This is a genomic window from Pseudomonas sp. MF08817 (genome assembly GCF_059862705.1).
In genome coordinates this window covers 45,542-65,670 of record NZ_JCBCUY010000026.1, presented here as the reverse complement: position 1 = coordinate 65,670, position 20,129 = coordinate 45,542, and the positions used below count along the sequence as shown (strand labels likewise).

General features: G+C 64.6%; 16 protein-coding genes. 10 read left to right on the top strand and 6 right to left on the bottom strand.

Annotated elements, in window-relative coordinates; translation table 11 throughout:
* Positions 1–162 precede the first annotated feature (162 nt).
* From AC19YR_RS17080 to AC19YR_RS17060, 5 genes are all read left to right on the top strand, one after another.
* Complete coding sequence (locus tag AC19YR_RS17080) at positions 163–2,040, top strand: putative bifunctional diguanylate cyclase/phosphodiesterase (protein WP_500599364.1); 1,878 nt, start codon at positions 163–165, stop codon at positions 2,038–2,040.
* A 26-nt stretch (positions 2,041–2,066) separates the two neighbouring features.
* Entirely contained in the window at positions 2,067–3,020 is a 954-nt protein-coding gene (locus tag AC19YR_RS17075) for a cytochrome-c peroxidase (RefSeq protein WP_500599363.1), read from the top strand.
* On the top strand, positions 3,017–4,825 hold the full coding sequence (locus AC19YR_RS17070; RefSeq protein WP_500599361.1) for a DAHL domain-containing sensor histidine kinase: 1,809 nt from the start codon (positions 3,017–3,019) through the stop codon (positions 4,823–4,825). The genes AC19YR_RS17075 and AC19YR_RS17070 overlap by 4 nt, the downstream gene beginning before the upstream one ends.
* Positions 4,822–6,231 carry an ATP-binding protein gene (locus AC19YR_RS17065; protein WP_095110465.1) on the top strand — a complete coding sequence of 470 codons (1,410 nt, stop codon included), beginning with the start codon at positions 4,822–4,824 and terminating at the stop codon, positions 6,229–6,231. The genes AC19YR_RS17070 and AC19YR_RS17065 overlap by 4 nt, the downstream gene beginning before the upstream one ends.
* Positions 6,232–6,303: 72 nt before the next feature.
* Positions 6,304–7,635, top strand: a complete 1,332-nt coding sequence (locus tag AC19YR_RS17060) for a leucine-rich repeat-containing protein kinase family protein (RefSeq protein ID WP_095110464.1) — start codon at positions 6,304–6,306, stop codon at positions 7,633–7,635.
* Here AC19YR_RS17060 and AC19YR_RS17055 read toward each other — a convergent pair.
* Complete coding sequence (locus tag AC19YR_RS17055; protein ID WP_095110463.1) at positions 7,632–8,336, bottom strand: YebC/PmpR family DNA-binding transcriptional regulator; 705 nt, start codon at positions 8,334–8,336, stop codon at positions 7,632–7,634. The genes AC19YR_RS17060 and AC19YR_RS17055 overlap by 4 nt on opposite strands.
* Before the next feature lie 220 nt (positions 8,337–8,556).
* Between AC19YR_RS17055 and tssI the strand changes: the two genes are divergently transcribed.
* Complete coding sequence (gene tssI / locus AC19YR_RS17050; RefSeq protein WP_500599360.1) at positions 8,557–10,530, top strand: type VI secretion system tip protein TssI/VgrG; 1,974 nt, start codon at positions 8,557–8,559, stop codon at positions 10,528–10,530.
* 7 nt (positions 10,531–10,537) lie between these two features.
* Here tssI and AC19YR_RS17045 read toward each other — a convergent pair whose 3' ends face one another.
* Positions 10,538–11,929, bottom strand: a complete 1,392-nt coding sequence (locus AC19YR_RS17045; RefSeq protein ID WP_500599359.1) for an FAD-dependent oxidoreductase — start codon at positions 11,927–11,929, stop codon at positions 10,538–10,540.
* A gap of 44 nt (positions 11,930–11,973) precedes the next feature.
* Positions 11,974–13,299 carry an MFS transporter gene (locus AC19YR_RS17040; protein WP_500599358.1) on the bottom strand — a complete coding sequence of 442 codons (1,326 nt, stop codon included), beginning with the start codon at positions 13,297–13,299 and terminating at the stop codon, positions 11,974–11,976.
* A 287-nt stretch (positions 13,300–13,586) separates the two neighbouring features.
* On the opposite strand from AC19YR_RS17040, the gene AC19YR_RS17035 reads away from it, so the two are divergent.
* Complete coding sequence (locus AC19YR_RS17035; protein WP_500599357.1) at positions 13,587–14,462, top strand: LysR substrate-binding domain-containing protein; 876 nt, start codon at positions 13,587–13,589, stop codon at positions 14,460–14,462.
* Between the two features lie 31 nt (positions 14,463–14,493).
* On the opposite strand, the gene AC19YR_RS17030 is transcribed toward AC19YR_RS17035, so the two are convergent.
* On the bottom strand, positions 14,494–15,351 hold the full coding sequence (locus AC19YR_RS17030; RefSeq protein WP_095110458.1) for a LysR substrate-binding domain-containing protein: 858 nt from the start codon (positions 15,349–15,351) through the stop codon (positions 14,494–14,496).
* A gap of 111 nt (positions 15,352–15,462) precedes the next feature.
* Here AC19YR_RS17030 and AC19YR_RS17025 point away from each other — a divergent pair, with 111 nt between their 5' ends.
* Complete coding sequence (locus AC19YR_RS17025) at positions 15,463–16,572, top strand: 2-aminoethylphosphonate--pyruvate transaminase (protein WP_095110457.1); 1,110 nt, start codon at positions 15,463–15,465, stop codon at positions 16,570–16,572.
* Between the two features lie 80 nt (positions 16,573–16,652).
* Positions 16,653–17,480 (top strand): phosphonoacetaldehyde hydrolase, encoded by an 828-nt coding sequence (gene phnX, locus AC19YR_RS17020; protein WP_095110456.1) that lies wholly within the window; start codon positions 16,653–16,655, stop codon positions 17,478–17,480.
* Positions 17,481–17,555: 75 nt separating this feature from the next.
* Here phnX and AC19YR_RS17015 read toward each other — a convergent pair whose 3' ends face one another.
* A complete protein-coding gene (locus tag AC19YR_RS17015; protein WP_500599355.1) occupies positions 17,556–17,996 on the bottom strand; it encodes a hypothetical protein in 441 nt (146 codons plus the stop codon).
* Positions 17,997–18,318: 322 nt separating this feature from the next.
* Between AC19YR_RS17015 and AC19YR_RS17010 the strand changes: the two genes are divergently transcribed.
* Entirely contained in the window at positions 18,319–18,867 is a 549-nt protein-coding gene (locus AC19YR_RS17010; protein WP_095110454.1) for a cytochrome b, read from the top strand.
* 301 nt (positions 18,868–19,168) lie between these two features.
* Here the strand turns inward: AC19YR_RS17010 and AC19YR_RS17005 are convergent, their stop codons facing one another.
* Positions 19,169–20,101 carry a 1-aminocyclopropane-1-carboxylate deaminase/D-cysteine desulfhydrase gene (locus tag AC19YR_RS17005; protein ID WP_500599354.1) on the bottom strand — a complete coding sequence of 311 codons (933 nt, stop codon included), beginning with the start codon at positions 20,099–20,101 and terminating at the stop codon, positions 19,169–19,171.
* Between the last annotated feature and the right edge of the window lie 28 nt (positions 20,102–20,129).

Sequence of the window (20,129 nt, the reverse complement as noted above, 5' to 3'; positions counted from 1 at the left end):
GATGACTTGCCGCAGCTTGGCAGCAAATTGATATCAATTAAGTAGCACTTCCCGCAGCGTCTGACTATGCTCAGGGCGCAAATGGACGACATGTGTCACAGCCAGGAAGGGAAGCCAGATGAGCCTCGATCCAAGGGCCCCACGTTGGATAGGAGTCTGGCCATGATGGCTTTAGCTGGCCCCCTTAACCGACGGATCCTGATCGTCGACGATACCGAGGGCATCCATGAGGATTTTCGCAAGATCCTCGCCCCCACCGCCCTCGCCGATAGCGACTTGCACAGTGCCGAAATGGCCCTGTTCGGCAGCCCCGCCGGCGCCGTGCAAGAGCGATTTATCCTCGACTCGGCGTACCAGGGCCAAGAAGCCCTGGCCATGGTGCAAGCCGCCCAGGACCGCGATGCGCCTTACGCCATGGCCTTTATCGACATGCGCATGCCACCCGGCTGGGATGGCCTGGAAACCATCGAGCAGCTGTGGCGCATCGCGCCCAAGCTGCAAATCGCCCTGTGCACGGCCTACTCCGATTACTCCTGGGAAGACATGGCCGAACGCCTGGACCTGGGCGACCGCTTGCTGATTCTGAAAAAGCCCTTCGACGCCATCGAGATCCGCCAGATGGCCAGCGCCCTGACCTGCAAATGGCAATTGGCCCAGGACGCGGCGAGCAAGATGCGCGACCTGGAGCGGACCATCGAAGAGCGCGTCCAGGAGTTGCTCAGCGTGTCGCGCCTGTTGTACTACGACGTGCTCACCGGGTTACCTAACAGCACCTTGCTGGGCGATCGCCTGACCCAGAGCCTGTCCCAGTCGCGGCGCCACGACTGCACGTTGGCGGTGATGTTCCTGGGCCTGGACCGCTTCAAGCGCATCAACAACGGTTTGGGCCACCCGGCCGGCGACCAGATGCTCAAGCACGTGGCCCAGTGCCTGGTGGCCACGGTGCGTGACAGCGATTCGGTGTTCCGCTACGGCTCCGACGAATTCGTGGTGATCCTGGGCGACATTCAGCACCCGCAGCAAACCCGGCGCATCGCCGAAAAACTGCTGGCGGCCGTCAACACGCCCCACTCGGTGGCCGGGCATGACCTAACCGTCACCGCGAGCCTGGGCATCAGCCTGTACCCCGAGGACGGCTTCGACGCGATGACGCTCATCAAAAACGCCGAAACCGCCATGCGCAACATCAAGGACTGCGGCCCCAACGACTTCAGTTTTTTCATCGAAGACATGAACCTGCGCGCCCACCAGCAACAGACCCTGGAAACCGGCCTGCGCCTGGCGTTGCAACGCGATGAATTCGTCCTGCACTACCAGCCCAAACTGGAGCTGAACACGGGCCAGGTGGTGGGCGCCGAGGCTCTGGTGCGCTGGCACCGCCCCGATCACGGTTTGGTTTACCCCGGCCAATTCATTCCCCTGGCCGAGGATTGCGGCCTGATCGTTGCCCTCAGCCAATGGGTGCTCAACCGCGCCTGCCAGCAAGCACGTGCTTGGCAACGCCAGGGCCTGGCGCCGATTTGCATGGCGGTGAACGTCTCGGCCATCGACTTTCGCCAGCGCGATTTCGTCGAGCGCCTGAGCCGCACCCTGAGTGAAACCGGCCTGGCCCCGACGCTGCTGGAGCTGGAAATCACCGAAAGCGTGCTGATGCAGAACGTCGAGGCCACCGTCGCCACGCTGCAAGCGATCAAGCAACTGGGGGTGCGCCTGGCCATCGATGACTTCGGCACCGGTTATTCCAGCTTGAGCTACCTGCAAAAATTCCCGGTGGACGTGCTCAAGATCGACCAGTCGTTCGTGCGCGACCTGAGCACCGACAGCAACGACGCCAAACTGGTGAGCAGCATCATCGACCTGGGCAGGAGCCTGAACCTGAGCATCATCGCCGAAGGGGTGGAAACCGCCGAGCAACTGGCCTTCCTCAAGCGCCACCACTGCGAAGAAGGCCAAGGCTATTACTTCAGCAAAGCCGTGGCCGCCGAGGAGTTCGCCCGTTACCTGGCCGACTCCCCGCACCTGCAAACACCCCCACTATGACGCCGCCCCGGGTAAGGATTCACCCCATGCCACCACTCGCCCTGCCCCTGAGCGCCGCCCTGCTGTTCGTCGCAGGCGCCCAAGCCGCGCCCCTGGAAGGCCCGCTCAAGCCCTTGCCCGCGGTGCCGGTGCTGGACAGCAAGCGGGTGGAACTGGGCCGCCAGTTGTTCCACGACCCGCGCCTGTCGGTGAACAACAGCCTGTCGTGCGCCAGTTGCCATCGCCTGGACCGTGGCGGCGCCGACGACAAGCCTTTGTCCCTGGGCTTTGACGGCCGACCGGTGGCGGTCAATACCCCCAGCGTGTTCAACGCCAGCCTGAACTTTCGCCAGTTTTGGGACGGGCGCGTGGAAACCCTGGAAGAACAGGCCCACATCGTGGTGCACAGCCCCACGGAAATGGGCAGCGACTGGGCCACCGTGGTGCAACGCATCGCTGCCGACAACCACTACGCTGCCGCTTTCACCGACGCCTACCCGAGCGGCGTGACCCAGGCCAATATCCAGGGCGCCCTGGCCGAGTATGAACGCACCCTGCTAAGCCTCAACTCGCGTTTCGACCAGTACCTGGCGGGCAACACCGCGATCCTCAGCACCGAGGAAAAGTACGGCTACCAGCGCTTCCAGGACTACGGCTGCATCGCTTGCCATCAAGGGGTGAATATCGGCGGCAACATGTTCCAGAAGTTCGGCGTACTGGGGGACTACTTCGCCGCCCGGGGCAACCCCACCCCGGCGGACCTGGGGCGCTTCAATGTCACCGGCGCCGAGGAAGACCGCCACGTGTTCAAGGTGCCCAGCCTGCGCAACGTCGCCGTCACCGCGCCCTACTTCCATGATGGCTCGCAGGCGACCCTCGAAGGCGCCGTGACCGTGATGTTCACCTACCAATTGGGGCGCATCCCCAGCGAAGAGGACAAAGCCCTGATCGTGAAATTCCTCAAGACCCTGACCGGTGAGTGGCAGGGCAAGCCCCTATGAAAGTCTCCCGGCGCCTGAGCCTGCTTCTGCTGGCGGGGGTTGCGGCCGTGCTGGCCTCGATCCTGCTGTTTTTGTACCTCAACTCGCGCTCCGACCTGACCGCCACCTACACCGAGTCCCGCGACCTGATCCGCCAGCTCAAGCAGCAGAACGCGCAGTGGGAAAACGAGGTCCTCAAGGCTCGGGTTGCCATCAGCCACAACTACGACCCGCTGGTATCACCCCTGAACGAAATGACGCGGCTGTGGCAGCAGTTCGAGGTGCTGGAATCCCAGCGCAACCGCGACCAGTCGCCGCTGTGGCAGACCAGCCAGCAGGCCTATCTCGATGCGCTCAAGGAAAAAACCCGGGTGGTGGAACAGTTCAAGTCCCACAACGCGGTGTTGCGCAACTCCCTGGCCTTCCTGCCCACCGCCGAAGACGACATCCAGGCGCAACTGGGGCGGGTTGCCGACACCGACAAACTGCAAGTGCAGAACATCGCCAACGACACCTACGACCTGCTACTCAGCAGCCTGGAATTCGCCCAGGTCACCTCCGCCGACCACGCCGCCGACATCCTGGTGGGCCTGAACAAACTGCAAGTGAACAAGGAGCGCCTGCCGGCGGAGTTCCACGAGCCCATCGATATTCTCAGCAACCACATCTCCCTGATCCTGCGCGAGCAGCCCCTGGTCAATGCCTTGCTCGACGAAATCGAAAGCTTCCCCGTGTCCGAACGCCTGGATGACCTCACCAACCTGCTCAACCGCGACCAGCAGCTCGCCGAGGCGAGCGACCAGAAATACCACTTCTACCTGGTGGTGTTTTCCGCCCTGCTGGTGCTGCTGCTGATTTGGCTGGCCGTGCGCCTGATGCGCAGCTTTGCCCAGATCAACCAGATGAACCGCGCCTTGCTGGCCGCCAACGACGAACTCGAACGCCGGGTCGAAGAACGCACCCGAGAGCTCAAGGACACCCAGACCGAACTGCTGGATACCGCGCGCCAGGCCGGCATGGCGGAAATCGCGACCAACGTGCTGCATAACGTGGGTAACGTGCTCAATAGCGTGAACATCTCCGCCGACCTGGTCAGCCGTCAGTTGCGCCACAGCAAGGCCCAGGGCCTGGGCAAGGCCATGCAACTGATGAATGAACACCCAGACGACCTGGGCCGTTTTCTCACCGAGGACGAGAAAGGCAAGTTGCTGCCCGGCTACCTCAACCAATTGGTGTTGGCCATCGCCCAGGAGCAGCAAGGCATGAGCGCGGAACTGGGGCAACTGAGCAAAAGCGTGGACCACATCAAGGACATCGTCGCCACCCAGCAGTCCTACGCCGGCACCAGCAGCCTGCTGCAAGCGCTGTCCATCAGCGAACTGCTCGATGATGCCCTACGCATGCACGCCGGTGCCCTCACCCGACACCACGTCACGGTACTCAAGGAATTTTCCGATGTGCCGCGGATCATGGGCGACAAGCATCGCCTGCTGTTGATCCTGATAAACCTGATCGGCAACGCCAAGCACGCCATGGCCAACGTCACCGACCGCGAACGCACCCTGACCCTGAGCGCCGTCATCGACGGCGACAACCTCAACATCAGCGTGCGCGACCAGGGCGAAGGCATCTCGGCGCAAAACATGACGCGCATCTTTGTCCATGGTTTCACCACCCGTAAGGATGGCCACGGCTTTGGCCTGCACAGCTGCGCCCTGGCCGCCGTGGAAATGAACGGCCACTTGAGCGCCCACAGCGACGGGCCGGGGCGGGGCGCGCTGTTTACCCTACAAATTCCTCTGATCGTGGCCCAAGGTAACGCATGAACACTGCCATCAACCGACGCATTCTGCTGATCGACGACACCCCGACCATCCACGATGACTTTCGCAAGATCCTCACCCCCGGCCCCAGCGCCAGCACCGACCTCGACGACCTGGAAAGCGCCCTGTTCGGCAGTGCGCCGAAAGCCCCGGCCACGGTCTATGAACTCGAGTGTGCCTATGGCGGCCAGGAAGGCCTGGGCAAGTTGCTCGACGCTGCCGCCCAGGCGCGGCCCTATGCCCTGGCGTTCGTCGACATGCGCATGCCCGATGGCTGGGATGGCGCGCAAACCATTGAAGAGTTGTGGAAGCACGACCCCTTGCTGCAAGTGGTGGTGTGCACCGCGTATTCGGACTATTCCTGGGACGAGTTGCTCGACCGCCTCAACGGCCACGACCGCTTGCTGATCCTGAAAAAGCCCTTCGACAACATCGAAGTCCAGCAAATGGCCAATACCCTGACCACCAAGTGGGAAATGACCCGCCGCGCCCAACTGCAAATGAGCCAGCTCGAAGCCCTGGTGGCGCAACGCACCCAGGCGTTCCAGCAGGCCAGCGAGGCCCTGCAACACGAGATGGACGAACGCATGCTGCTGGAAAGCCAATTGGTGCAATCGGAAAAACTCGCCTCCCTTGGCCAGTTGGCCGCCGGCGTCGCCCACGAAATCAACAACCCGGTGGGCTTCATTTCCTCCAACCTCAGCACCTTGGGGACGTACTTCGGCCAAATGCAGCAGATGCTCGAGGCCTACCGCCAGGCCGAGGCCGCCCTCGCCCCCGGTGAGCCGCGCCTGGGCCTGGAACAGTTACGCGCAAGCCTGGAGCTGGACTTTTTGCTGCAAGACATTCCCCAGCTCATCAAGGAATCGAAGGACGGCATCGGCCGGGTCAGCCAGATCGTCAAGGACCTCAAGGACTTCTCCCGCGTGGACTCAACCCAGCATTGGCAGTGGGCGGACCTGCAACAGGGCATGGATTCCACCCTCAACATCGTCGCCGCCGAGATCAAGTACAAGGCCGATGTGGTCAAGCAGTACGTGCCGTTGCCCGAGGTCGAGTGCCTGCCCTCGCAAATCAACCAGGTGGTGATGAACCTGATCGTCAACGCCGCCCAGGCCATGGGCAGCGAACGGGGCACCATCACCCTGAGCAACGGCGTGCAGGGCGACACGGTGTGGCTGCAAGTGGCCGACAATGGCGCAGGGATCGCGCCCCAGCACCTGGCGAAAATCTTCGACCCCTTCTTCACCACCAAACCGGTGGGCCAGGGCACGGGGCTGGGGTTGTCCCTGTCGTACGGGATCATCAAGAAGCATCGCGGTGAGATCACGGTGCACAGTGAAGTCGGCAAGGGCACCACGTTCCGCGTCGAACTGCCGATCCGCCAAACCGCGCCGGCAACCTCCTGAACCGCGCCGTGCGGGCCCCAGCGCAGGGCGCTATGATGGCGCCCTTTTTTCCAATGAGCTGCGAACCCTTCCATGGATACCCTTGCACAACTGCGCGCCGGCCAACTTCGCGGCATCCGGCGCCTGGACCTGAGCGCCGGCCTGACCGAGTTCCCCCGGGAGATCTTCGACCTGGCGGACTCTTTGGAAGTGCTCAACCTCAGCGCCAACCAGTTGCGCAGCCTGCCCGACGACCTGCATCGCCTGCACCGCTTGCAGGTGCTGTTCTGCTCGGACAACGCCTTTACCGAACTGCCCGAAAGCCTGGGCCGCTGCGCGCAGTTGAGCATGGTGGGCTTCAAGGCCTGCCGGATCGAACGGGTCAGCGCCCAGGCGTTGCCGCCCCGGTTGCGCTGGCTGATCCTCACCGACAACCGCATCGAACACCTGCCCCAGGCCCTGGGCGAACGCCCGCACCTGCAAAAACTGATGCTTTCGGGCAATCGCCTACGCCAGTTACCGGCGAGCCTGGCCAACGCCCCGCAGCTTGAGTTGATCCGCGTCGCCGCCAACCAATTGAGCGAACTGCCGCACTGGCTGCTGGCGTTGCCGAAACTGGCGTGGCTGGCCTATGCCGGCAATCCGCTGGAGGCGGACCTCACACACGCCGCCCCGGCGCCAGCCATCGCCTGGGCGCAGTTGCACCTGCAACAGCCCTTGGGCGAAGGCGCCAGCGGCGTGATTCATCAAGCGACGTGGCAAGCGCCGGGGCAGGCGCCGCAAGACGTGGCGGTGAAGCTGTACAAGGGCAGCATGACCAGCGATGGCTCGCCGCTGCATGAAATGCACGCCTGCATCCGCGCCGCCCTGCACCCCAACCTGATCGGCGTGCACGGCCAGGTCAGCGACCACCCCGAAGGCCGCGCGGCCCTGGTGATGGAACTGATCGGCCCGCACTACCGCAACCTGGCCGGGTTGCCGAGCCTGGCCTCCTGCACCCGCGACGTCTACCCGCAAGGCTGGCGCCTGAGTGCCGAGGTCGCGCTCACTATCGCCCTGGGCATCGCCTCGGTGGCCGCCCACCTGCACGGCCAGGGCTTGAACCATGGCGACCTGTATGGCCACAACATCCTGTTCAACCCCCAAGGCCATTGCCTGCTGGGGGATTTTGGCGCAGCGGCGGGCTACGACCCGGCCCACAGCCCTGTGGCGGGCGCGCTGCAACGCATCGAGGTGCGGGCCTTCGGAATTTTGCTGGGGGAATTGTTGGAGCGTATCGATGGCGGGCTCGGTGCCCAGGACCGGGAGCAGCTGCAAAGCCTGCAAGAGCGCTGCTGCCAGCCCCAGGTCATGGGCCGGCCGGGCTTCAGCGCAATAGAGCGGGAATTGGGGGAGCTGAAGCTTCAGCCCCCCGCAAGCGCTTAGCCGGCCAGGCCGACGAACATGTCCTGCACGTCGTCGTGGTTGTCCAGGCCTTCGAGGAAGGCTTCGACTTCGGCCATTTGCGCCTCGCTCAGGCCGCTGACCGGGTTCTTCGGCTGGTAGCCCAACTTGGCCGACAGTACGGTGAAACCGAATTCGGGCAGGGCTTTTTGCACCGCGTCCAGGTCGCTGGGCTCGGTCAAAAACAGGGTGGCGCCCTCTTCACCCGGCTCGAAATCCTGGGCGCCGGCTTCAATGGCGGCCATTTCCGGGTCGGCGTCGGGGCTGTCGGGGGCGGCTTCGATCATGCCGACGTGGTTGAAGTCCCAGGCCACCGAGCCCGAAGCGCCGAGTTGGCCCTTGCGGAAGGCGACGCGGATTTCAGCGACGGTGCGGTTGATGTTGTCGGTCACGCACTCGACGATCAGCGGCACTTGGTGCGGGGCAAAACCTTCGTAGGTGACGCGGTGGTACTGCACGGTCTCGCCCAATTGGCCGGACCCTTTCTTGATGGCGCGTTCCAGGGTTTCGCGGGGCATCGAGGCTTTTTTCGCCTGCTCCACCACCAGGCGCAGGTGTGCGTTGGTGGTCACGTCCGCGCCGTTGCGCGCGGCGATGGTGATTTCCTTGACCAACTTGCCGAAGATCTTGCCCTTGGCGTTGGCTGCCGCTTCTTTGTGTTTAACCTTCCACTGTGCGCCCATTACTCACTCTCTCGTTCTGTGCGTCGTGACATCTGTTGGCCGACGATGGCGGCAAGTTTATACGGCCTAAAGTCGGCAATCGACCAAAAAGTCGAGGTGGCGGGCGACTTGTCCACCCCATTGCGTAGGGGGTTTCCGAAAAATCGCTTTGACGCCCCATTGCGCCCCGTCGTTTCGTAACCTCTGTCCCCCGTCCCTTAAAGGCAAGAGCTGGCAGACCATGCACGACGACCTCACAAGCCCCTTCACTCTGACGATCGCCGGCCGTTCGCTGTGCCTGCCCGTCGCGCATTTCACCGGTCGCGAAGCCTTGAACGAACCCTATTGCTTCGACATCGAACTGGCCGCGCCTGGTACGCCCGGCGCCCTCGATGACTGGCTGCAACAGCCTGCGTTCCTGCGCCTGGGGGACGGCAGCGGCATCCATGGCGTCATCACCCGCGCCCACCCTTGTGGCCGGCACTGCAACCTGAGCCTGGCGCCTCATCTGGCGACCCTGGCGCAGCGTACCTGTCGGCGGGTGCTCCACGATGTCAGCGTGCCCGGCATGCTCTTGCAGTTGCTCCAGGAACACCGCTTGCCGGCCGACAGCTACCGCTTCGAACTGCCCCACGGCCAGTACCCCAAACGCGCGTTCTGTATCCAGTACGACGAGAGCGACCTGTATTTCCTACAACGTTTGTGCGAGGAGGAAGGCATCCACTACCACTTCGAGCACCAGCAAGAGCGCCATGTGCTGGTGTTTGCCGACGACAGCGAAGCCTTTGTGCCGCTATCGACGCCGCTGTCGTGCCCGCCACGGGAGCCCGCCGCCCCGGCGCTCGCCTGGCTGGCCCAGGCCCAACCGGCCCAGCCCAGGCCCAACCCATGCGGGCCGAACACGCCCAGCGCAACGCCGGCCGGTGCCGCCAATCAGCCCCACGACCCGCCCGCCCGCCACTGGGAGCGCCCCTCGCCCACCGAAGCCCATCGCCAGCAAACCAGCCGCCGCGCCCTGGAACGCCTGCGCAGCCAGCCGCCATGCCTGGTGGGCCAAAGCAGCGAGGCGCACCTGCGCAGCGGGGCGCTGATGCAGGTCGAGGACCACCCGGTGTCGCGGTTCAACGACCAGTGGCTGCTCACCGAGGTTCACCACCAGGGCCGGCAACCCGGTTTCACCACCCCGGCCAGCCGCCAGCCCTGGTGGGTGGCCACCGAGCGGCTGGGCGGCACCGCGCTGATGCCCGGCCATCAATGGGCCAGCGAACCTTACGGCAATCAGTTCAAGGCTATCCCCTGGGCCACCGCTTACCGGCCCGCGCTGCGCCATCCCAAACCGCTGGTCAACGGTTACCAGCGCGGCTACGTGCCCGGCGCCCGCGGGCAACTGGCCGAACAGGACGCCCAGGGTCGCATCCCCGTGCACCTGGCCTGGGGCGAGACCCCCGAGCGGGTCCCGCAGCATTGCCTGTGGTTGCCCCTCGTGCGCCAGGAAGCCGCCGGCTACGGGCCGTTACCCACCGCCGGGTGCGAAGTGCTGGTGCGTTTTGTCAACGGCGACCCGGACTACCCGGTGGTGTTCCAGTTGGCGGGCGCGCCGTTCGAGGCCCAACGCAAGGGCCTGTACCTCAACGGCCAGCAACTGGCGGAAAAAACCCGGCAAATCTACCTCAAGGCGGGCCAGTCGCTGCGGGTCCAGGGCAGCGAGCACCTGACCCTGACGGTGAATGGCCAGCATATCCGCCTCGATCCCGACGGCGTGGCCTTGGCCGCCACACCCCGGCCCACCCTGCCTCCTGCGGCCGAGCCCGACGCGTTGTGGGATGGCGAAATCTGCCTGTTCGCCGCCCCACCGCTGGCCGCGCGGCGCCTGGCCAACACCTCGTGGTACATCGTGCGCATGCCCCGCGCCGACCTGCAGGAGCCGGCCGGCCTGGGCCGCGACGCGATTGTGCTGCAAGGCCAGAGCCTGGCCAGCGGCGCCCTGGACCTGAACCCGCAGCAAAAACGCCTGTTGGCCCGCGAGTTCGCCCGCACGCCTCGGCAACTGAGCCTGCTGTACCCGGGGCATTGCGTAGCCCTGGCCGAATACTTCCAGCAGCACTGGAGCCAGCCACAGCGCCAGGCCTTGCACCGCTGCGCCAAGGCCCTGGCCGCCCCCGCCGCCCTGGCCGAGGCGCCGCTGTTGCTGCAATGGCTGATGGGTGAGCCCTGACGCGGCCTTAGCCTTTGTCGGCCTTACCGGCCGCCGCCGCGAACCGCGCCAGGCGCACGTCCAGGTGCCGTGGCCGGTGGCCGTGGTCTTCGGCACGCTCTTTGCGCCGGATCGCGTTGCGCACCAACAGCGAGCCCAAATAGCGGATCGGCTCCGGCGGGAAATACCCCAACGGCCCGTCCACCAGGGGTGAACGGGTCCAGGGGTTGTCCAGCCCCAGCACCAGCGAAGCGAGGATCTGCCCGCCCATGTGGCACGGGCCAACGCCGCTGCCGGAATAACCGAAGCCATAAAACACGTTGCCACCGCTGCCCATGCGCCCGAAGAACGGCAGGCCAGTGACCGAGCGGTCTGAGGGGCCGTTCCAGGTCGCCGCCACCGGCACTTGGGCGAACGCCGGAAAAAACTGCCCCAGACTCTTGCGCAACAGGCCCGCGTAGGGCGACGGCTGGTCGAACACCGGCAGCATCCGCCCGCCATAGGCGAAGGTGTTGCCGCCCTTGCCGAGCATGATCCGGCCGTCCGGGGTGTTGCGGTAGTAGTGCACGAAAATCCGCGAATCGAGCACTGTCACACCGCTGGTCAGGCCGATCTCCTGGAGCAGGTCCGGGCGCGGCTCGGTGATAACCATGTCGCTGGAGACAATCGCCACGCTGCGCTCGAACTGCGGGAACGCGCGAGCCATCCAGGCGTTCATCGCCAGCACCACACGGTCGGCGCGCACGGCGCCGTCCGGGGTCTGGATCAGTGCCGGGCGGCCCTCCTCCAGCCCCACCATCGCGGTGTTCTCAAACAAGCGCACCCCCAGTTGCAGCGCCACCCGGCGCAACCCGCGCACCAGCAGGGCCGGTTGCACGCTGGCGGCGGCCGGCGAGAACCAACCCTCCTGGTGTTGGGCCGAGCCCGCCATACGTTGCACATCCGCCAACGGCCGCTTGCTGAAGGAGTTGATGCCGTTGCGCTCCAGCGCCGCGATCACCCCGTCGGTGGCGCCGCACTGGGCGCGGTTGGTGGCGGTGTAGAGCGTGCCGTCGAGGCGGTACTGGGCATCCACCGCGTACTTTTCGCAAAACGCGCCGATGGCATGGATGCTCTGCTCTGAAGCGCGCACCAGGCGCACCGCTTCCTCAATGCCGAACAAGCGCTCCAGGGTGAAGAACTTGGCCGACCAGGACAGCGCACACCCGCCGTTGCGGCCACTGGCGCCGGCGCCGCAGATATCGGCCTCGATCAGCACCACATCCAGCTGCGGGTTCTGCTCCTTGAGCATCACCGCCGTCCACAACCCGGTGTAGCCGCCACCGACAATGCACACATCGGCACGGGTCTCGCCGTGCAGGGGCGCGCAGGGTTCGCCGCCCTCGGCATTGAGGGCCTGTTCCAGCCAAAACGGTCTCATCGGGGGGTATCTCCAGTTCAAGGGGCTTATAAAAGAAAGGGCATTCAACTACGCAAGGGTTTGATCGCCAGGGCTCGGTTGGGCACGAACGCGCAGTAGGGGCGCAGGCCCGCCGGGCGGCTGTTCCAGTGGGGCACCAGCACCAGGGCGGAAAACAACGCGCAACCGGCAAATACCACGAATACCGTGACCGTATCGAAGTAGCCCGGCAGCAAGCCGCCCAGGATCGCCCCCACCGAGCCGCAGCCATTGACGAACCCCGCCGCCGTGGCGCCGGCCTTGGCGGTGCCGAAATCGATGGCGGCCGCGCCGCTAATCATCGAGTCCGGCCCGTACAGGGTCAGGCCCATGACGAACAGCAGGGCCACCACCAGCAGCACGCTGCCGGTGTGCAGCGCGCCCATGAACAACGCCAGGGCCACCGTCAACGCCAACAGGCTGAGGACACAGGCCGGCATGCGCCGCGCACCAAAGAGCTTGTCCGAGGCCAGGCCAATCATGATCGGCCCCAACAGGCCCGCCAGCTCGAATGCGGTGGGGATGATCGCCGCGCCGACCTTGCCCACCTGGGGCATCTGCTCGAACACGATCACCGGGCCCCACAGCAAAATGGCGTAGCGCGCCGGTTTGAGCAGGAAGTACGCCAGGCCCAGCGTCAGCACCGTGCGGTTACGCAGGATCTCGCGCAGCGGCGCCAGCACGCTGAGGCGGCTTTCGGCCAGGGCCTCTTCGGCGGTTTGTTCCGGCGCCGGTTCCACCGCTGGCAGGCCGACGTCTTGGGGGGTGTTGCGCTGGAAGATGAAAAACAGCACCGCCACCACGGCCACCACCGCCGCGCTGGAAATAAACGCCGCGTGCCAAGTGCCCACCAGGGTGTAGGCCCACCACCCGGCGAAGGGCGAAGCCACCAAACCGCCGAAGGCGTAGCAGGAACTCCACAGCCCCAACACCCGGCCGCGCTGCTGGGCGGGGAAAAAACTGCCCAAGTTCTTGCACAGCCCCGACCAACCTGTCGACTGCGCCAGGCCCTGGATCAGCATGCAGGTGGCGAAAATCGGCAAGGTGGCGAAACTGCCCATCACCAGGGCCGCCACGGCGGAAATCAACAACCCGCCCAGCACCACCACCCGCGGGCCGAAGCGGTCGGCGAGGATGCCCCAGGTGAACTGGCCCACGGCATAGGCCGCCAGGTAGATGGCGTCGAGGTTGGCCATCATCATTTTGTCGAGGTGAAAACTGGGGTCTTCGCCGATGCCCAGTTTGGCCACGGAAAAAGCTTTACGGGTGAAATAGAAGGCCGCGTAGGCCAACCAGGTGATGGCGAAAATCTGCACGCGCCAACGCTTGATGGTGCCGATGTGCTGGTTCATGGTGAGTCTGACCTCGGGGTGAGTGTGCTGGCAGAATTTTTAGAAAAACGCCTGTGTTTTTTATTGTTGAGCACCGCGATACGGCCCTTGTGACGGGGGCAATACCGGTCAGATGAGTCTGTTGTTCCCTGTAGTCGGGATCGATTGCACGCACAGGCCCATGGCCACCGGCGCTGTGAAACCACCACAGGCACCGGGGCTGAGAGGGATAAAAACAAGTACAGACTAATAAGTGAAATCGATTTATCGTATTTCAAATATAAGTTCAGCTTGTAAGAGGTATTCCCATGTCGGTCTCCCACGCCCAGCTCAAGGCGTTCCATGCGGTCGCCGTGCATGGCAGCTTCACCCGCGCCGCCGCGAAGCTATTCCTCACCCAACCGGCGATTTCCGACCAGGTGCGCAAACTCGAAGAGCGCTTTGGTGTGCTGTTGTTCCACCGCAACAAGCGCTCGGTGCACCTCACCGACTTGGGCGAACGTCTGCTGGGCATCACCCAGCGCCTGTTTGTGATCGAGGCCGAGGCCCAGGAACTGCTGCAAGACTCGCGCGCCCTGCAAACCGGCAGCCTGATCCTGGCCGTGGACGCGCCGGTGCATGTGCTGCCGCAAATCGCCCGGTTCTGCGAGCGCTACCCGGGCATCAGCGTGAAAATCGAGACGGGCAACACCGACGAATCCCTGGCACGGCTGTTCAGCTACCAGGCCGATCTGGCCTTGCTGGGGCGCGAAGTGAGTGACGAACGGCTGCTGTCGCTGGCCTTGCGCAACGACCCGATGGTGGCGTTCGTGGCCCGCAGCCACCCCTGGGCCAGCCGTGAATCCATCTGCCTGGCGGACCTGGACGACACGCCCCTGGTGCTGCGCGAAACCGGCTCGGTGACCCGCCAGACCCTGGAAGAAGAAATGAGCCGCGCCGGTTACCGCATCCGCCCGGCGATCCAGGTCGAAGGCCGCGAAGCCGCCCGCGAGGCGGTGGTGGTGGGGATTGGCGTGGGCGTGGTGTCAGCCGCCGAGTTCGGCGCCGATGCACGGGTGTGCGCCCTGCCCATCACCGACTGCACCCGGCGCCTGACCGAAACCCTGGTGTGCCTGCGCGAACAAAGCTCGCGGCGGGTGGTGGCGACCTTTCTCGACATGGTGCGTGAGAGCCTGGGGCAATAGTGGCTTGAAGGCTGCCACAGGCCCGAGGCCGCTACACCGCCAACGCCAGGAAGGCCTGGATCAGGCGCAGGTCCCGGCGCCGCTCCATGCAGCCGATCATGTGCCGGTTGAGCAGCCCTGCGCCGTTGATCGGCACCGCCGCCACCCGGGGGTCGTGGCTGACTTCCACCGATGACACCACCCCCACGCCCAGTTGCGCCGCCACCGCTTCGGTGACGGCCTCGCGGCTGTCCAGTTCCAGCAACACCCGTGGGCTGACCCGGGCCTGGGCGCAGGCCGCGTCGAAGGTGCGGCGGGTGATGGAGCTGGGCTCGCGCAGCACCATGATGACCTGGTCCAGCAGGGCAATGTCGATGCCGTCGGGCAACGCCTGCCACGGATGGCCCTGGGGCACCAGGGCGCAGATGCGCGACTCGCTCAGGGCTTGCAGGTGCAGGCCCTTGCGCGGTTCGACCTCGGTGAGCACCGCCACGTCGGCGTGTTCCGACAACAACGCCGCCAGGGTTTCCTGGGCGTTGCCCAGGCGCAGGTTGACGGTGATCCCCGGGTAGCGCGCGCGCAGGCTGGCGAGCATGGGCATGACCATGTGCGGGCCGTCCGCCGCCACCTCCAGGCGCCCGGTGAGCAACTGCCGGTTGGCCTCCAGCATCGCCTGGGCTTCTTCGGCCAGGCCGAACATGGCGCGGGTGATGGCCGCCAACTTGGTGCCCTCCTCCGTCAGTTCCACCCGCCGCGCGGTGCGGCGCAGCAGGGTGATCTGGTAGTGCTCCTCCAGCGCTTTGATGTGCCCGGTCACCGCCGGTTGGCTGATGAACAACCGCGCCGCCGCCCGGGTGAAACTGCCTTCGCGGGCCACGGCATCGAACGCACGGAGCTGGAACAAGTTCATACCTATCGGCCTCACTTATGATTGGCATAACAACAAACAATTTGATTGATGGTAAGGCAAACTGCAATTTATGTCCCGTAGCGTCATCCCACGAACTGCGAGGACACGAGAATGAGTATTGCCGAACCCATCCTGCTTACCCCGGGCCCACTGACCACCTCGGCCCGCACCCGCCAGGCGATGATGGTCGATTGGGGCTCGTGGGATGAGCGCTTCAACCAACTGACCGCCAGCGTCTGCGAACAACTGCTGGCTATCCTCCACGGCGCCGACAGCCATCACTGCGTTCCCCTGCAAGGCAGCGGCACCTTCTCGGTGGAAGCGGCCATCGGCACCTTGGTGCCCCGCGATGGCAAGGTGCTGGTACTGATAAACGGCGCCTACGGCAAGCGCCTGGCGAAGATCTGCGAAGTGCTGGGGCGCCCGTTCAGCACCTTTGAAACCGCCGAAGACCAGCCCACCACCGCCGCCGATGTCGAGCGCCTGCTGCTGGCCGACCCGGGCCTGACCCACGTGGCGCTGATCCACTGCGAAACCAGCACCGGCATCCTCAACCCGTTGCAGGAGATTGCCCAAGTGGTGGCCCGCCACGGTAAACGCCTGATTATCGATGCCATGAGCTCCTTCGGCGCCCTGCCTATCGACGCTCGCCAGGTGCCGTTCGACGCGCTGATCGCCGCCAGCGGCAAATGCCTGGAAGGCGTGCCGGGCATGGGGTTTGTCTTCGCCCGCAAAACCGCGCTGGCCGAGTCGGCCGGTAACTGCCACTCCCTGGCCATGGACCTGTACGACCAGCACGCCTACATGGCCAAGACCGGCCAGTGGCGCTTCACCCCGCCGACCCATGTGGTCGCGGCCCTGCACGAAGCCTTGTTGCAGTACCAGGAAGAAGGGGGCCTGGCGGTACGCCACCAGCGCTACGCGGCCAACTGCCAGGTGCTGCTCGATGACATGGCCGCCCTGGGCCTGCGCAGCTTCCTGCCCAGCGCGATCCAGGCGCCGATCATCATCACCTTCCACGCGCCCGACAGCCCGCGCTACCAGTTCAAGGCGTTCTACGAACGGGTCAAGGCCAAGGGTTTCATCCTCTACCCGGGCAAGTTGACCCAGGTCGAGACCTTCCGCGTGGGCTGCATCGGCCACGTCAACGAAGGCGAAATGCGCGCCGCGGTCGCGGCCATCGCCCAGGTTTTGCGGGAGATGGAAGTGCTCGACTGCTGACCCGCTCCCATAAAGGCCTGCTTCAACACCCGCCGAATCCCACAAAAGCCCTAATCCATTTCCTCAGGACACCGCCCACCATGAACTACAGCCAACCAAGCCAACTGCAAGCCGCCATCCTCGACTGGGCCGGCACCGTGGTCGATTTCGGCTCTTTTGCGCCGACGCAGATTTTTGTCGAGGCCTTCGCCGAGTTCGACGTGCAGGTTTCCATCGAAGAAGCCCGCGGCCCGATGGGCATGGGCAAGTGGGACCACATCCGCACCCTCTGCAACCAGCCCCAGGTGGCCGAGCGCTACCGTCAGGTGTTCGGCCGCACGCCCACCGACGACGACGTCACAGCCATCTACCAGCGCTTCATGCCATTGCAGATCGAGAAAATCGCCGAGCATTCGGCGTTGATCCCCGGCGCCCTGGACACCATCGCGGCCCTGCGCGGGCAAGGGATCAAGATCGGTTCCTGCTCCGGCTACCCCAAGCAGGTGATGGATAAAGTGGTGGAGCTGGCGGCCAGCAATGGCTATGTCGCCGACCACGTGGTCGCCACCGACGAAGTGCCCAACGGCCGCCCATGGCCGGCCCAGGCCCTGGCCAACGTGATCGCCCTGGGCATCAGCGACGTAGCGGCATGCGTGAAAATCGACGACACCGTGCCGGGCATCCTCGAAGGCCGCAGCGCCGGCATGTGGACGGTGGCGCTGACCTGCTCGGGCAACGCCCTGGGCCTGACCTACGAGGGCTACCGGGCCCTGGACAGTGCCACCCTGGACAGCGAGCGCAAGCGCATCCAGGCCCTGTTCAAGGGTTCACGCCCGCACTACATGATCGACACCATCACCGACCTGCCCCAGGTGATCGCCGACATCAACCAGCGCCTGGCGCGCGGTGAAATGCCCCAGGGCCACTGACCGACCGCGACACCCATGGCGCAGCAGGTTTTCGCCTGCTGCGCCATTGTGCATTTCAGCGCAGACCAGTGGCCGTTAGCGGCCCGGAGCACCGTCGGGCTGGGTCAGTTCGGCATCGCTGTCGGGCGCGGGTGGTTGTTCCTCAAGTCCCGGCACGGGGTTTGGCAGGGGCTCTTCGAGCACGGGCTCGATGGGGTCCGGCAGTGACTCGCGGGCCTCTTTCAGCTGGGGTGGCGGGGTTGGCGTCTCGACGGCAGGCTCGACCGGGGCCGGCAACTCGTCGACCACCGTGGTCTCGGTTAACACCTCGCACGCGGATTCCACCAAACCGACCTGCTGCCCCTCGGCATCGATCACCACGCCGTCGGGGTAGAAGGTCAACCCACAAAACTCCAGGGTGCCGTCGGCATACTGAATGGCCCCATTGTTGTACTGTTTTGAACCGTCGGCGCCGAGGGTTCCCCAGGTATAGGTTTTCACTTCACCGCGCACCATTGCGTCCAAGCACTGTTCCATATTCATTCCTTAATTAATATTGTGTTTATCACTTCGCACCCTACGGATGCGCACCCACTATTAATAACGCTGCCCGCCAGTTCAACACGCCGGCACAGACAACAAAAAAAACAGAACCCACTTACAGCCTCGGGCGACATTACACAGCCACATACGGAATACTTACCATTCAACTTCAGACTTAACTAACAAACAGGCAGGGTTTCAGTTTTTTCTCGAAAAACCTGACCTCTCTCAGGTTTTGCCGGGCAAACGGGATTACAGTAGCGCCACTCCGTCAAACAAGAACGGAGGCTTCAGACCTGATAAACGAGGAAAGCCCATGAATTTCATCAACCCGAGTTCGCGTTACAGCACGCTCTCGATTACGTTGCACTGGCTGATGCTGGTACTGCTGGCTGTGGTGTTCGCCACCATCGAACTGCGCGGCCTGTTCCCCAAGGGCACCGAAGGCCGCACCCTGATAAAAGAAGCCCACTTCATGCTGGGCCTGACGGTGTTCGTGCTGGTGTGGCTACGCCTGCTGGGCCGCGCCCTGAGCGCCACGCCACGGATCCTGCCACCGCCGCCCAAATGGCAAAGCCTGCTGGCGAGCCTGATGCACTGCGCACTCTACGTGTTCATGATCGCCATGCCGATCATGGGTTGGCTCGTCACCAGTGCAGCGGGCCACCACGTGCTGTTCTACGGCATCGAGTTGCCGCTGCTGATAGACGAAAACAAGGACCTGGCCGAGCAGATCGAAGGCTGGCACGTGCTGGGCGGAACCATCGGTTATTGGCTGATCGGCTTGCACGCGGTGGCGGGGTTGTATCACCACTATGTGCTGGGGGATAACACCCTACGGCGCATGGCGCCAAAGCGCGGCTGAAAAGTGCACGCTTTGTCCGCCAGCGACTTGAACAGTGGGTTGGCGGGCATCCTCTTTATCACCTTGTCTTAAATCTATTAGTCCACTCTATTAAATCAGCGGCCATGAACTTACAAGGCTGTGGCCGCGCCGGCGCAATGAATAAGAACGGGCATTACCGGTGTAACTTGCACAACTAAAAGTTGCCCAGCGCCACGCAGCGATATCGACAATAAAATCTACGCAAAGCGCCGTGCCCCTCATGACGGCAGTTGAACAAACACAAACGCCCGAGCCGCTCACCCCGCCCCCGCACGTGCAGCTACCCACCGGTCGCCATGGCGATGCCCCGGCGCCCCTGCAAGCCGCCGGTGTGCACAAACACCAACCGCGTGCCGCGCGCAAAGCGCCCCGCCGCCACCGCTTGCTGCAACGCCAGCAACGCCTTGCCGGTGTAAAGCGGCTCCAGCAGTAGGCCGCTGGCCTGTTCGGCGGCGTCGATAAAGGCCAGCAGGGCCTCATCGACCCGGGCAAAACCACCACGGCTGGCGTCGATCAGGGCATAGCCGTGGTCATGGGCGCCGGCGGCGCGCAGGATCGCCGCCACTTGCTGCGCCACGCCATGGCCCGCCGGCACCGCCAGCGCGCCGTGCACGGTGCGTGCGCCCTGCTCGGCCAGCACCAGGCCCGCCAACGTGGTGCCGGTGCCACAGGCCAGCCACCAGCCATCAAAATCACCCCAGCCCAGGGCGGCCAATTGCTGGCTCACCTGTTGGCGCAACACCCGGCAGCCGCGGGCGCCGGCCAACCCACCGCCGCCCTCCGGCACGGGGTAGAACCCCGGGTAGCGGGCCTGCCACGGTTGCCAGAAATCCGCATCGTGGCGCGCCCGGTAACCGCCATAACCCAGCCAATGCAGGTGCATGCCCCAGGCCTTGAGGTCGAGCACAGTGGGGGTGTCCTGGGCATGGCCGCGCAGCAGGCCCACGGTGGCGAAACCAAAGCGTTGGCCCGCCGCCGCCAAGGCATGCAGGTGGTTGGAATGGGCACCGCCCAGGCTGATGACCCCTGCCGCCTTCACTTGGTCGGCGGCGGCCAGGTGCTCGCTGAGCTTGAACCACTTATTGCCGCTGATAAGCGCGTCGATGCAATCCAGGCGCAATACGGCCACCTCGACCCCGGCGGCCGCGAGCCATTCCAGGCGCAGGGCTTGCAGGGGAGCGCAGGGATGCCAGTCGGCGGGAGGAGAAAACATAAAGGCCGGGCCCATGGGAAAGACCCGG